At 69.5% G+C, this 12,810-nt stretch carries 11 protein-coding genes; 2 read left to right on the forward strand and 9 right to left on the reverse strand.

Annotated features, from left to right (window positions below; genetic code table 11):
- From AC3WLN_RS10035 to AC3WLN_RS10065, 7 genes are all read right to left on the reverse strand, one after another.
- The coding region (locus AC3WLN_RS10035) for a right-handed parallel beta-helix repeat-containing protein (RefSeq protein WP_492480860.1) at window positions 1–1,745 on the reverse strand (1,745 nt) is incomplete at its 3' end.
- Window positions 1,746–1,955: 210 nt separating this feature from the next.
- Window positions 1,956–3,272 carry a replication-associated recombination protein A gene (locus AC3WLN_RS10040; RefSeq protein ID WP_492480861.1) on the reverse strand — a complete coding sequence of 439 codons (1,317 nt, stop codon included), beginning with the start codon at window positions 3,270–3,272 and terminating at the stop codon, window positions 1,956–1,958.
- A 127-nt stretch (window positions 3,273–3,399) separates the two neighbouring features.
- Window positions 3,400–3,699: a MafI family immunity protein gene (locus tag AC3WLN_RS10045; RefSeq protein ID WP_492480862.1), complete on the reverse strand. Its 300-nt coding sequence runs from the start codon at window positions 3,697–3,699 to the stop codon at window positions 3,400–3,402.
- Between the two features lie 53 nt (window positions 3,700–3,752).
- Window positions 3,753–5,216, reverse strand: coding sequence for a Do family serine endopeptidase (locus tag AC3WLN_RS10050; RefSeq protein WP_492480863.1), 1,464 nt, complete (start codon window positions 5,214–5,216; stop codon window positions 3,753–3,755).
- A gap of 120 nt (window positions 5,217–5,336) precedes the next feature.
- Window positions 5,337–6,038, reverse strand: a complete 702-nt coding sequence (locus tag AC3WLN_RS10055) for a hypothetical protein (protein ID WP_492480864.1) — start codon at window positions 6,036–6,038, stop codon at window positions 5,337–5,339.
- A 276-nt stretch (window positions 6,039–6,314) separates the two neighbouring features.
- Window positions 6,315–6,677, reverse strand: coding sequence for a phasin (locus AC3WLN_RS10060; RefSeq protein WP_492480866.1), 363 nt, complete (start codon window positions 6,675–6,677; stop codon window positions 6,315–6,317).
- A gap of 127 nt (window positions 6,678–6,804) precedes the next feature.
- On the reverse strand, window positions 6,805–8,064 hold the full coding sequence (locus AC3WLN_RS10065; protein WP_492480868.1) for a glycosyltransferase: 1,260 nt from the start codon (window positions 8,062–8,064) through the stop codon (window positions 6,805–6,807).
- A gap of 143 nt (window positions 8,065–8,207) precedes the next feature.
- Here AC3WLN_RS10065 and AC3WLN_RS10070 point away from each other — a divergent pair, with 143 nt between their 5' ends.
- Complete coding sequence (locus AC3WLN_RS10070; RefSeq protein ID WP_492480869.1) at window positions 8,208–9,482, forward strand: glycosyltransferase family 4 protein; 1,275 nt, start codon at window positions 8,208–8,210, stop codon at window positions 9,480–9,482.
- A gap of 172 nt (window positions 9,483–9,654) precedes the next feature.
- Entirely contained in the window at window positions 9,655–9,837 is a 183-nt protein-coding gene (locus AC3WLN_RS10075) for a hypothetical protein (protein ID WP_492480871.1), read from the forward strand.
- An 85-nt stretch (window positions 9,838–9,922) separates the two neighbouring features.
- Here the strand turns inward: AC3WLN_RS10075 and AC3WLN_RS10080 are convergent, their stop codons facing one another.
- Both AC3WLN_RS10080 and AC3WLN_RS10085 read right to left on the reverse strand, forming a co-directional pair.
- A complete protein-coding gene (locus AC3WLN_RS10080) occupies window positions 9,923–11,605 on the reverse strand; it encodes an acyl-CoA dehydrogenase family protein (RefSeq protein WP_492480873.1) in 1,683 nt (560 codons plus the stop codon).
- Window positions 11,606–11,818: 213 nt separating this feature from the next.
- Window positions 11,819–12,691 (reverse strand): DMT family transporter, encoded by an 873-nt coding sequence (locus AC3WLN_RS10085; protein ID WP_492480875.1) that lies wholly within the window; start codon window positions 12,689–12,691, stop codon window positions 11,819–11,821.
- Window positions 12,692–12,810 lie beyond the last annotated feature (119 nt).

A 12,810-nucleotide genomic window follows, 5' to 3' on the forward strand; every position in this document is an offset into this window, starting at 1 on the left:
GTTTCCGTGGTGGTGTCGATCCCGACGACCTTCTTCATCAGCAGGCTGCCGTCGGCCCGGAACTGCTCCAGCAGGACGACCTTTCCGGCGCTGTCGGTGCTGGTATGGGCGGACACGTAGTCCCGGCCGGTGATGCCGCTGAGGTAGACGTCGGAGGACTTGTCCGCGTGCAGGACGGTCTTGTTGGTCAAGGTGCCGGCCGCGTCGTAGGTTTCCGTGGTGGTGTCGATCCCGACGACCTTCTTCATGACCAGGCTGCCGTCGGCCCGGAACTGCTCCAGCAGGACGACCTTACCGGTGCTGTCGGTGCTGGTATGGGTGGACACGTAGTCCCGGCCGGTGATGCCGCTGAGATAGACGTCGGAGGACTTGTCGGCGTGCACGACGGTCTTGCTGATGAGAACGCCGGCCGCATCGTAGATCTTGGTGATCTTGTCACCGTTGTCGGTGGGCGGTGAAGTGGGCGGGGTGGGGGCCGGTACGGCCAGCGCCGGCACGACGGGTGCGATGGCGACATCCGGCACCGGATCGACGATCGGGGCCGGATCGACGATCAGGGCCGGCTTGGCGGCGTTCAGGCCGACCGAATCTGCCGAGACCAGGGAAGCGCCGATGCCGCCCGACACGGCCTTGAGCGTCTCGACGATCGAGGCGCTGCCCGTCGGTGCGGTCGTGACGTATTTCTCCCCCGAATTCAGGGTCATGTTCCAGTTGTTGTACAGGTGTGTTGCCTTGGAGGGCGCATAGAACGTATTGTTGTAATGATAGTCGCCGACCTGCTTGAAGAACGAGTCGCCGTTATTCATGTACATGACGTTGTCGTGGAAGGAGAGTTCCCCCTTCTGGTAGGGCGCGTCCAGGAACACGCTGGCCATCTGCTTGGCGCCGTTGTTCTGGTCGATGATGGTGTTGTTGCTCGCGTCGACGTTCTTGAACGTGCTGCCGAAGTTTCCGCCGCCGTTGTGCAGCACGAGGAAGCCGGTGTTGTTCAGGCTGACGTTGTTCGAGATCGAGATGTTGGTCAGGGTGCTCTTGGGCCCGCCGGCCTCGAGGAAGCCGACGCTGTTCTCGACCCAGTTGTTGTGGATCTTGATGTTGTTCATCGAGCCGAACAGCTCGATGCCGCCGCCATCGGTCTTGTAGTCGAAGCTCGGCGCCTTGGCGTTGACGATCTTGGTGTACGAGACCTCGTTGTTGCTGTTGGCGATCATCACCCCGACGGCGCCGTAATCGTCGTCGTAGACGTTGGCCGTGTTCTTGATCATCTTCAGGTCGTGGAAGTAGCTGCGCGTCACGAGGTTGTCTGTGCCGACGAGCATCACGCCCTCGCCGACGTTGCTCGCCTCGACGTTCTGGATCGTGATGTGGCTGGCGGACTTGCTGACGTTGACCCCGGCCTGTCCGGCGCCGGTGATGTTCAGCCCGTCGATGACGACATACTTGGCATTGCCGACCAGGATGCCGTCGGAATAGCCCGTGGCGGTGTTGGTGATGGTCGGGGCGGGGCCGGTGCCGTAGGTGGTGAAGGTGATGGGGGCCTTCTCGGTGCCCGATCCGCTGATGGTGAGTGCGCCCGTGCCGGCGGCCGAGGCGGTGTAGGCGGTGCCGGCCTTGAAGGCGACGGTGTCACCGGCCTGGAGCTTGAGCTTGTTGACCGCCTCCAGGCTGGTCAGGGGCGCGTCGGCCGAGAGGCCGCTCTTGTTCGAGCCGCCGGTGAAAGAAGAGTCGACGTAATAAATCGTCATCGCGGGTATGGGTTTCCGGCTAGAACATCCGTGCTGACCCCCTTATAGAATATACAAATTGCCCTATATTCAGGAAAACCCGTAAAATTCGAGATCTCTTTTCAGAACTTGTTAACGATCATGCGTCGGCGGCAAGCAGGCGCGATCGCGCGCCGGCCCCGAGGCCGGCACGGCTGGTCGCCCGATGGGTCCGATCGGTGCTGCGAAGCCTCAGTCCTGCTCGGACCGGCGCTGCCGGCGCAGGGCTTCCCAATGGGCGAGGCGCTCGGTGTAGCGGCTCTCCATGCCCCGCTCCGTGGGGGCGTAGAAGTGCTGGCGACCGAGTTTCTCCGGCCAGTAATCCTGGCCCGAGAAGGCATCGGGCTCGTCGTGGTCGTAGCGGTAGCCCTCGCCGTAGCCGATCTTGCGCATCAGCTTCGTCGATCCGTTGATGATGGTCCGGGGCGGCGGCAGGGAGCCGTGCGCCTTGGCCACGCGCGTGGCGGCCTTGTAGGCCTCGTAGACCGCGTTCGATTTGGGCGCGCAGGCGAGATAGACCGTGACCTGGGCCAGCGCCAGTTCGCCCTCCGGCGAGCCCAGGAAGTCGAAGGCGTCCTTGGCGGCGGTGGCGACCACGAGGGCCTGCGGATCGGCCAGCCCGATATCCTCCACCGCCATGCGCACGAGCCGCCGGGCGATGAACAGGCGGTCCTCGCCCCCGTCGAGCATCCGGCAGAGGTAGTACAGAGCCGCATCCGGGTCGGAGCCGCGCACGGTCTTGTGCAGCGCGCTGATGAGGTTGTAGTGCCCCTCCTGGGACTTGTCGTAGATCGGTGCGCGCCGCTGGATGATCGCCTGCAGCTGCTCGGCGTCGAAGATCTCGCCCGCCTTGGCCGAGCGCCAGACCTCCTCGACGAGGGTGAGCGCGGCGCGCCCATCCCCGTCGGCCATGCGGACCAGCACGCCCCGCGCCGCCTCGTCGAGCGGCAGCGTGCGGCCGGTCAGGGCTTCCGCCCGCACCAGCAGCTTGGCGATGGCCGCGTCGTCCAGGGCGCGGAACAGCAGCACCCGCGCGCGCGACAGGAGGGCGGCGTTCAGCTCGAAGGATGGGTTCTCGGTGGTTGCGCCGACCAGCGTCACCGTGCCGTCCTCCATGACGGGCAGGAAGGCGTCGAGCTGCGCCCGGTTGAAGCGGTGGATCTCGTCGACGAAGAGCAGGGTGCCCCGGCCCATCGCCCGGCGCCCGCGGGCCGCCTCGAACACCTTCCGGAGTTCGGCGATCCCTGAGAAGATCGCCGAGATCTGCTCGAAATGCAGGTCGGTCTCGTGGGCCAGCAGGCGGGCCACGGTGGTCTTGCCGGTGCCGGGCGGCCCCCAGAACACCAGCGAGCCGAAGGACCGGGCGGTGAGGAGGCGGGTCAGCGCCCCGTCCGGCCCGGTCAGGTGCTCCTGCCCCACCACCTCGTCCAGGGTCTTCGGGCGCAGGGCATCGGCGAGGGGGCGGGGGGCGGCCTGGGAGAGGCCGGCGGCGGCGAAGAGGTCGGACATCGGCACATCAAAGACGCGGGTGGCGCCGCTTAGCAACCGAACCGTCGCACCTGTCACCAGCGATCCGGCGCAGGCCCCACGCGCGGTGCTTCGCCTCCGCCGGAAACCGACGTCGAAGGATCGTCGCCTACAAGCGCACGGGCGTGGGCCGATGCTCGCGCCGCAGCACCGACCCCGACACCTTGGGATCGAGGTCGCCGAAGGTGTTGTAGAGGTCCTCCACGGCGGCGAGCTGCGCGATCACCTTTTCGTCGAGGCTGATGCGATGGGCGGCCAGTGCCGAAAAGAGCGTATCGGCCGCCAAACCGTACTCGCCCGCGGCGATGAACGAACGAACGTCCGTCGCATCCTGGTTGCTCAGGTCGCCCTCGATGGCCTCGAGGATGTCTGCGAGGATTTCGGCTTTTGACTGAACAGCGTCGACCATGACGGAGCACCAGCTTGTCGAGAGGGGAAATCCCGCGCAGACCCTTGGACGCGCTATCCCCCGAACATCGAGGTCATCACCTCGCCGCCGCGGTTGATCGAGACCTCCCACATGTTGAGGCTGTTGCGGGTGATCCGCTCCAGGTCCTTCGTGGTGGCGATGGGCATGCCGTTGATCGCGACGATCATGTCGCCCTTCTGCAGGCCGGCCCGCGACGCGATCGAGCCCTCGTCGACGCTGGCGACCGCGACGCCGTCGGCGGGGAAATCCGCCTGAAGCTCCTCGGCCACCGCCGGCGAGGTGTTCACCAGGGTCGCGCCGAGGAAGGGCGAGCGGGTGCGCACCTTGAGGGTGTCGCGCGGGCGGGTCTCGGGGGCGGGGCTGAGCTTCACCGCCACCGTCGAGCGGCCGCTGCCGCGCAGGATGCCGAACTGGGTCTGGCCGCTGAGACCCTTCAGGGCGAAGCGGTAGCCGAAGGCCTCCGGATCGTCGACGCTCTTCCCGTCCACCGTGAGGATGAGGTCGCCGCGCTTCAGGCCGGCCTCCTCCGCCGGGCTCCTGGCCTGGAGGCTCGCCACCAGCACGCCGGTGGGATGGTCGAGCCCCATGCTCTCGGCGATGTCGGGGGTCACGCTCTGGACCCGCGCGCCGAGCCAGGGGCGACGCACGGCGGTGGCCCCGCCCTTGGCCGTCTCCACCACGGCGCGGACCATGCTGGCGGGAATGGCGAAGCCGATGCCGTGGCTGCCGCCGGATTGCGAGTAGATCGCCGTGTTGATGCCGACCAGCTGGCCCTGCAGGTTCACCAGGGCACCGCCGGAATTGCCGGGATTGATCGCCGCATCGGTCTGGATGAAGAACTGGTAGTCGGAGGAGCCGACCTGGGTGCGCGCGAGGGCCGAGACGATGCCCTGCGTCACCGTCTGGCCGACGCCGAACGGGTTGCCGATCGCCATCACGAAATCGCCGACCTCGAGGGACTCGGAATCGCCGAAGGCCATCGGGATGAGGCCGCCGGTCGGGCTCTTGATCCTGACCACGGCGAGATCGGTGCGCGGGTCGCGCAGCACGATGGTGGCCTCGAACTCGCGCCGGTCGGCCAGCGCGATGCGCACCTCGTTCATGTTCTCGATGACGTGGTTGTTGGTGATGACGAGGCCGGATTCGTCGACGATCACGCCGGAGCCCAGGGACTTCTGGGCCCGCTCGCCCGGGGCGCCGCCGCGCCCGCGTCCGCCGCCATTGTCGCCGAAGAAGCGCCGCATGAACTCGTCCATGGCGCTGCGGCTCTGGCCCCGCGTGTCGACATGCGAGGCGTAGACGTTCACCACCGAGGGAGCGGCGCGCTTCACCACCGGCGCGAAGGAGAGCTGCACCTGGCCCTTGGCCAGAGGAACCGCTTTCTCCGGAGCCGCCTTCTCGGGGGCATCCGGCGACTTCATCATCTGCGCCGTGGCGGGCGCGGCGGCGAGCGTCGCGGTCAGCAGCGGAACGAGCAGAAGGGATAGGCGCGGCATGGAAACTCCCGGAACCTGGGCGTGGCGGCCCTGCCCCGGTCTGGGGCGCGGCCGCGACGGATTTCGGGATATCTAGACGGGTCGGGCCGCCGGCGCGAGGGGCGCCGGGGGCCGGGTCTCTCAGCGCCGGGCGAGCGAGCCGGTGAAGCGGCCGGCCCGCCTGGCGAGGGCGGCAAAGCAGCTCAGCGAGGCGTCGGCGGCCCGCTGCATCTCGGTCACCTGGAGGCGGAGCGCATCGGCCGGGGTCTTGGCGCCCGAGAGCGCCTGCCAATGGGCCACCGCCGCGGCGCTCTCGCCCCGCAGGTAGGTCAGCAGCGTGGTGTTCACCTCGCCGAGTTCCCCCATCACTTCGGAGATCCGCGGCGCTTTCGCCGATTCGGTGCGCTTGCCGATGGAAGCCTGCGCGCCGGTGACCGCGGGGAGCGCCGCCGACGGGCCGTCGGACATCGTCTCGGGCAAGGGGTGATCGGAGATGGCGTGATCGGAGATGGCGTGATCGGGCAAGGCCGGGTCGGGGATGGCCTGAACCACGGCCTCGACGGTCTGCGTCGCGGCCTCGACCGTCTCGTTCGCCGCCTCCACGGATGCGCCGGCCTCCTCCGGCACCACGGTGAGGTCCTCCGCGAGCTCGGAACGCTCCGATCCGGCGCTCACGGATTCGTCGGCGGCCGGGGCGCTCTCGCCCTCCCCGCCGCCGGCCGCCGCCAGGGCATCCGGCGAGACGCCCTCGAGAAGCGTCTCGTGAACGCTCGGCGCCTGTTCGGGCCCGGCCGGGAGCTCGTGGTCGCCCTCGCCCGCGCCGTGCACGGTGTCAGCAATCATCGATCCCTCCTCCGGGATGCCTGCCGTCCCTGGCCGCGTTCCGGATCGGTCCTGCGCTCGGGAGGGCGTCTTGCGCCGTCTTGCCATGGCTGTGTCTCCTTGCCGTTTCAGGCGAAAGAATAGCCCGAATCGGTGGGATGGTCTGCGGGCCGACGCCGCACCCCGGGACCGCCCCCGGGGGGGCGGCCCGGAATCGTGCAGCAGGCCGGAGACTTGCCGCAGGTCTCCGACTTGCCCAGGTCCAGCTTGCCCAGGTCCAGGACTTGCGCGCCGCGCTCAGGCGGACGGGCGCAGGGTGTTCTGGGCCAGCGTGCCGAGGTCCTTGGCCTGCGCCTGCAGATTGGCGATCTGGCTGCGGAAGAACTCGCTCTGCAGTTCCATCGCCTCGCGGAGGTCCCGGGTGCGGACCAGCTTCTGGGCGAAGTCGAAGGTCGCGGCGGCGTTCTCCTGGACCTGATCGAGCCCCTTGGCGACGACGGTCTGCAGCGATTCCTGAACCGACTTCGACGTGGTCTGCATCTGCTCGGCCGTCTTGACGGCGTTGCCGAACAGGGTGCTGACGGCGGTGCGGGCCTGATCGACGCTCTTCTCGGCGAGCGTGCGCATCTCGGCGGGGATCTCGAAGGTCTGGCCGTTCATGTCCGTTCTCTCCACTGACGACCGAATCGTTCGGTGCGTTGCGAGAGATTTATGTTGCGGTGCAACATGCACGTCAATATGGGCGCGGCGGAAAGGTGCAGAATCTTGCCAATTTTCCGGTCGGCCTTCAAGCCGCGGACTCGATGTCCCTCGGGTTCGCACGCGCGGAGCGTCCGGTCCGGGCGCCGAGGATGCGCTCGTAGACCGTGACCAGTGCGGCGGCGTGGGCGTCCAGGGTCATCGGGGCCGCCCAGTACCGGGCATGGGCAGCGGCGCCGAGCCGGGCGGTCAGGGCGTCGTCGCGGAATGCCGCCGCGGCCCTCGCCCAGGTCTCCGGTTCCGGTGAGGTGGCATAACCGTTCACGCCGTCGGCGACCTTCTCGGAGGCGCCGGACCGCGTCGAGGCGATGACCGGGATGCCGTGGGCCAGGGCTTCGTAGACCGTCAGCGGCCCGGTCTCGTACCAGCGCGACGGGGCGGCGATCGCCCGGGCGCGCCGGCGCAGGAGCGACCAGACGGCGTCCGGTTCCTGCCAGCCGACGAGTTCGACCCCGGGGCAGGCCCGCAATTCGCTCTCCAGGGGGCCGGCTCCGATGAACAGGGCCGGAAGTCCGGCGGCGCCTACGGCCGCGGCCACCAGGTCGGCGCCCTTCTCCCGCGTCAGGCGCCCGACATACGCGATGGCATCGCCCCGCTGCGGATCGGCGGGTGCCTGCCGGCCCACCCGCACCGGGTTGTCCACCCGGTGGTGGGTGATCTCCAGCCCCTCCAGCAAGGCGCCCATCCGGGCGACGCTCGCGTCGCAGACATGGATGACGTCCAGCCGCCGCCGCTTCAGAGCGGCGCGCAGGGAGACCGAGCGGCCGACGCGCACGAGCTTGTGGAGCCGGCTCCTGCCGTCGCAGGGCGCGGCGATGCAGGCGGCCGAGAGCGGGGTCAGGGTGCAGGGCTCGGCCCGGTCGAAGCGGTAATAGACCCCGTTCGGGCAGGCGAGGAAGTAGTCGTGCAGGGTCGCCACCACCGGCAGGTCCCGCGCGAACAGCGCCGGGAAGACGCTCGGCGACAGGCTGCGCGTCCACTGGTGGAGATGGATCAGGTCCGGCCGCACCGGCAGCCCGTCGAGGGCGGCGCCGAGCCGGGCGGCGGCCTCCGCGCTCCAGAGCCCGTTCAGGGCGGCGCGATGGGCCGGGCGCTGCCAGATATCGGTGTTGCCGAGGCTCAGGCGGCGGATCCGGGGATGGTCGAGGAGCGGATCCACCGGCCCGTCGATGGCCTGGACGTAGGTGACGTCGATCCCCGCCTCGGCGAGGCCGCGGGCGGATTCGACCGCGACCTTCTCGGCGCCCCCGCTCGCCACGGCGAACTCGGCCAACACGACGATCTGCATGGAGAGGCCCGACGATCTGGCAATGCCCAGGGAATCCGGAGCGGTCCGCGCAAGAACCGCCGCAGACGCGTGGATTTACCGGAGATCAACGCACGTTCGGTAAAGATCGCCGAAGACCTCGTCGTTGGCCGGGACTGTCCACCATGCACCTCGTCCTCGTCGTCGACCATGCCTTCATCAATGGTGGGCAAGCCAAGGTGGCGCTGGATGCGGCGCTCGGCCTGCGCGGGCGGGGCCACGGCGTCACGGTCTTCGCCGCCGTCGGTCCCGCCGATCCCCGCCTGGAGGCGGCCGGCATCCGCGTGGTCTGCCTTGGGCAGGACGATATCGGCACGACGACGAACAGGCTCGCCTTCGCCGCGCAGGCGATCTGGAACCGACCGGCGGCCCGGCGCCTGGCCGTGGAGCTGCGCGGGCTCGACCCGCGGGACACCGTGGTCCACGTCCATGCCTTCGCCAAGGCACTCTCGCCCTCGATCGGGCGCAGCCTCGCGGCCTCCGGGCTGGCGCTGCTCTACACGATGCACGAGTTCTTCCTCGTCTGTCCGAACGGCGGCTTCTACGAGTATCCGGCCGCCCGGATCTGCCATCGCACACCGATGTCCCTCGGCTGCCTGACCACGAACTGCGACGCCCGCAGCTATCCGCGCAAGCTCCTGCGGGTGGTGCGCCACCTCGGCCTCGAGCATGTGGCCGGCCTGAAGGCGCTGTTCCCGCACATCGTCACCCTCAGCGCCCTGCAGGAGCGGGTCGTCGCCCCGCATCTCCCGAGCGCGACCCGCTTCCACCGGGTCGACAACCCGATCGCGGTGGACAGGCCTCCCCACCGTGCCGGGCCGCCGGGCGATTTCCTGTTCGTCGGGCGCATCTCCACCGAGAAGGGCGCGCCGATCTTCGCCGAGGCGGCGCGCCGCGCCGGCGTCCGTCCGGTCTTCGTCGGGGACGGGCCGGCGCGCGCGGATCTCGCGGCGCGCTATCCCGAGGCGGTGATGCTGGGCTGGCGCGACGAGGCCGGCGTCCAGGCCCTGATGCGGCAGGCGCGCGCCCTGGTCTTTCCGAGCGTCTGGTACGAGGGCCAGCCCCTCACCGTCTACGAGGCGCTCGCCTGCGGCGCCCCGGTGATCGTCAGCGACGCCTGCGCCGGCCGCGAGGCGGTGGAGGACGGCGAGACCGGCTTCTGGTTCCGCTCGGGCGATCCGGATTCCCTCGCCGCCCACCTCGTCCGGCTCTCCGACGACGGTCTCGCCGAGCGCATGAGCCGGGCCGCCTCCGAGCGCTACTGGGCCGCGCCGCTGACCCCGGACGCGCATCTCGACCGCCTGACGCAGGTCTACGACTTCGTCCTGCGGGAGGCCCGGACGGCGGATGCCCGCACCGGCCGGGCCGCGACCCGGACCCAGGTCCCGGCGGCCCCCTGAGGGAGGAACGCGCCGCGCCGGGGGGGCGGTCGCTGTCTGGCCGTTTCGCGTCCGGGGCCGTGTCCCCGTCGCACCGTCCGGTCCCCGCCATGGAAACCGGACGCGCCCGCGGCGTTGTCAGGGACGACGTGCCGACGAAGGCGCTGACCCGCGAGCCGAAGGAGTGCCCAGGATGGCCGATCATCAGAAGACGCCGGAGACCGACATCATCTCCACCACCGGCCAGGCGGCCCCGAAGGGGTCGGACAAGAACCGCCCCGAGAACCAGAAGGGCGAACTCGACGCGCGCCTCGACGAGGCGCTGGAGGAGACCTTCCCGTCGAGCGACCCCGTCTCGGTGAAGGTCACCAAGTAGCGCGACCTCGACGACACCCTCGTGGCATACCGGAACGCCCGGGGGGTTTCGTTCGCCCCGGCGTTCCGGCCTTTGGGGGCCAGGCTCAGGCGGCTTCGAGCAGGCGCCGGGCGATGACCTGGGCCTGGATCTCGGCGGCGCCCTCGAAGATCGACAGGATGCGCGCGTCGCAGAGCACGCGGCTCACGGCGTATTCCAGCGCGAAGCCGTTGCCGCCATGGATCTGCAGGGCGTTGTCGGCCGCCGCCCAGGCCACGCGGGCGCCGAGAAGCTTGGCCATGCCGGCCTCGAGGTCGCAGCGCTTGCCCTCGTCCTTCTCGCGGGCCGAGAAGTAGGTGAGCTGCCGGGCGATGTTGATCTCCACCGCCATCATGGCGATCTTGTCGGCCACGCGCGGGAAGTTGATCAGGGCCTTGCCGAACTGCACCCGCTCCTCGGCGTAGCGCAGGCCGAGGTCGAGGGCGTTCTGCGCCACGCCGATGGCGCGCGCTGCCGTCTGGATGCGGGCGGATTCGAAGGTCTGCATGAGCTGGGCGAAGCCCTTGCCCTCAACCTCGCCGAGGAGGTTGCCGGCCGGCACCTCGAAGTTGTCGAAGGCGAGCTCGTATTCCTTCATGCCGCGATAGCCGAGGACGTGGATCTCGCCACCGGACAGGCCCTGGACCGGGAAGGGCTCGGCATCGGTGCCGCGCGGCTTCTCGGCGATGAGCAGCGACAGGCCCTTGTGGCCCTTCTCCTCAGGCTTGGTGCGCACGAGGCAGGTCATGATGTCGGCGCGCACGGGGTGGGTGATCCAGGTCTTGTTGCCCGAGATCTTCCAGACGTCGCCGTCCCTGACGGCCTTGGTGCGCAGGCTGGCCAGATCAGAGCCGGTGTTCGGCTCGGTGAACACGGCGGTGGGGAGCGTGTCGCCCGAGGCGATGCCGGGCAGGAAGCGGTGCTTCTGCTCCTCGGTCCCGCCGCACAGGATCAGCTCGGCGGCGATCTCCGAGCGGGTGCCCAGCGAACCGACGCCGATATAGGCGCGCGACAGCTCCTCGGAGACCACGCACATGGAGATCTTCGGCAGGCCCATGCCGCCGTACTCCTCCGGGATGGTCAGGCCGAAGACGCCGAGCTCGGCCATCTTGGTGACGATCTCCATCGGGATGTAGGCGTTCTGGCTGTGCCATTCGTGCGCGTGCGGCACGACCTCGGCGAGGCCGAAGCGGCGCATCTCGGAGCGGATCGCCTCCATGTCCTCGTCGAGGCCGGACTTGCCGATGGTGGCCGCGCCGCCGTTGTCGCGGATGCGGGCCACGAGGGCGGCACGGTTCTCGGGGGTGTTGCCCTCGGCGATCAGGGTCTCCACCGCCGGCGTGCGGAACTTGGCGACCTCGCGCGCGGCCAGGCCGAGGGAGCCCGTGGGCCGCACCATCTCGCCCTGGCTCATCGGAATGCCGGAGAACATCTGGTCGAGGTACTCGCCGAGGCCGATCCGGACGAGGAGGCTCTCGGTCTCTCCGAACTCACCGCTCTCCGTCAGGCGCTGGGCATAGGCGCCGAGCTCGCGGACGCCCTCCGCGTAGGTGGCGATCCAGGCGAGGCCGTGCGTGGCGTGCTGCTGCGTCTCCATCTTCTCGGCCGAGATCTTGCCCTCGTCCGACAGGATCGTGGTACGCACCCGCCGGGTCGCCTCGGCGACGAGGCCCTTGGCGGCCTCGGCCGCCTCGCGGGCCAGGGTCACGAGGTCCTGCGGTTCGGTCGAGACGACGGGAGAGGCTGACATGGCAAACTCGCTGGCGAGGGACTGGGACTTTGCAGTCCATTATAGGCAGGTTTGTCGCCCCTGTAGAGGCGTCTCGCCGCAGTGCGGCACTATCCCGCCTGAATTCATTATCCGTCAGGGCGAAAAACCCTGATTCTTCTTTGTTGTCCGCGGCGTGATGAATTTTATTGAGATGTTTCTCAAAGAAAAAGTCGTCTTCGGGTGGTCATGGGCTCACCCGCGGCTGGCGAGGGCAACCCCGAGCGTGGCGATGGCCATGCCGCCCAGCTGGATCGGCGTCAGCGCCTCGCCGAACAGCCCGTAAGCCATCGCCGCCGAGACCGGCGGCACCAGGAACAGCAGAGCGGCGACCCCCGCCACGGCGCCGCGGCGGATCAGCATCAGCAGCAGCAGGATGCCGCCGACGGAGTTCACGAGGACCGACCAGGCGAGGCCGAGCCACAGGGGCGTGGACGCGTCGAAGCCGCCGGTTCCGAAGAGGACAGCGACCGGCACCGCGAGACAGGCGGCGCCGACGAACTGGACGGCGGCATTGCTCAGGAGGTCCGCACCCGCGCCGTGCCGCTTCTGCCAGAGGGTGCCGCCGGTCATCGCCACCATCGCGCAGAGGCAGGCGGCCAGGGCCAGAACCGGAATTCCAGCCGAGTCGCCCGCGCCGATCTTCGGCGCCAGGACGAGAAGCGCGCCCGAAAAGCCGGTGCCGATGCCGAGCCAGCGCCGCCGGCTCACGGGCTCGCCGAGAACCGGGCCCGCCAGGGTCGCGGTCAGCAGGGGCTGCAGGCTGCCGACCAGGGCCGCGATGCCCGCCGGCAGGCCGTGCTGGACCGACCAGAACACGCCGATGACGTAGATCCCCTGCATCAGCACGCCGGCGAGCCCGGCATGGAGCCAGCCGGCCCGATCGCGCGGCCAGCGCGCTCCCCGAATCAGGGCGAGGCCGCCCAGGACCAGCGCGACGGCGACGACCCGGACCGCCACGAAGGTGAAGGCCTCGGCGTGGGGCGCCACGAAACGGGCCGCGACGAAGCCCGTCGCCCAGATCACAACGAAGAGGGCGGGGACGAGGAACGGGGCTGGCGCGGGCATGACGGGCGCCACGCATCACAGGGTCGCGGAGATTTCAAGCCGGTGGGAGCGAGCCGCGCGCGCGGCACGTTGCGCGAACCGGCCGCGTTGCGTTTAGAAGACACGCCCGCCCCCCGCCC

The organism is Methylobacterium sp. FW306-05-D, from assembly GCF_058782155.1.

Coding starts and splice junctions, on each gene's coding strand:
- AC3WLN_RS10085 (WP_492480875.1), bottom strand. CDS start 12,691: ATGCCCGCGCCAGCCCCGTTCCTCGTCCCCGCCCTCTTCGTTGTGATC.
- AC3WLN_RS10045 (WP_492480862.1), bottom strand. CDS start 3,699: ATGGTCGACGCTGTTCAGTCAAAAGCCGAAATCCTCGCAGACATCCTC.
- AC3WLN_RS10050 (WP_492480863.1), bottom strand. CDS start 5,216: ATGCCGCGCCTATCCCTTCTGCTCGTTCCGCTGCTGACCGCGACGCTC.
- AC3WLN_RS10080 (WP_492480873.1), bottom strand. CDS start 11,605: ATGTCAGCCTCTCCCGTCGTCTCGACCGAACCGCAGGACCTCGTGACC.
- AC3WLN_RS10060 (WP_492480866.1), bottom strand. CDS start 6,677: ATGAACGGCCAGACCTTCGAGATCCCCGCCGAGATGCGCACGCTCGCC.
- AC3WLN_RS10040 (WP_492480861.1), bottom strand. CDS start 3,272: ATGTCCGACCTCTTCGCCGCCGCCGGCCTCTCCCAGGCCGCCCCCCGC.
- AC3WLN_RS10070 (WP_492480869.1), top strand. CDS start 8,208: ATGCACCTCGTCCTCGTCGTCGACCATGCCTTCATCAATGGTGGGCAA.
- AC3WLN_RS10075 (WP_492480871.1), top strand. CDS start 9,655: ATGGCCGATCATCAGAAGACGCCGGAGACCGACATCATCTCCACCACC.
- AC3WLN_RS10055 (WP_492480864.1), bottom strand. CDS start 6,038: ATGATTGCTGACACCGTGCACGGCGCGGGCGAGGGCGACCACGAGCTC.
- AC3WLN_RS10065 (WP_492480868.1), bottom strand. CDS start 8,064: ATGCAGATCGTCGTGTTGGCCGAGTTCGCCGTGGCGAGCGGGGGCGCC.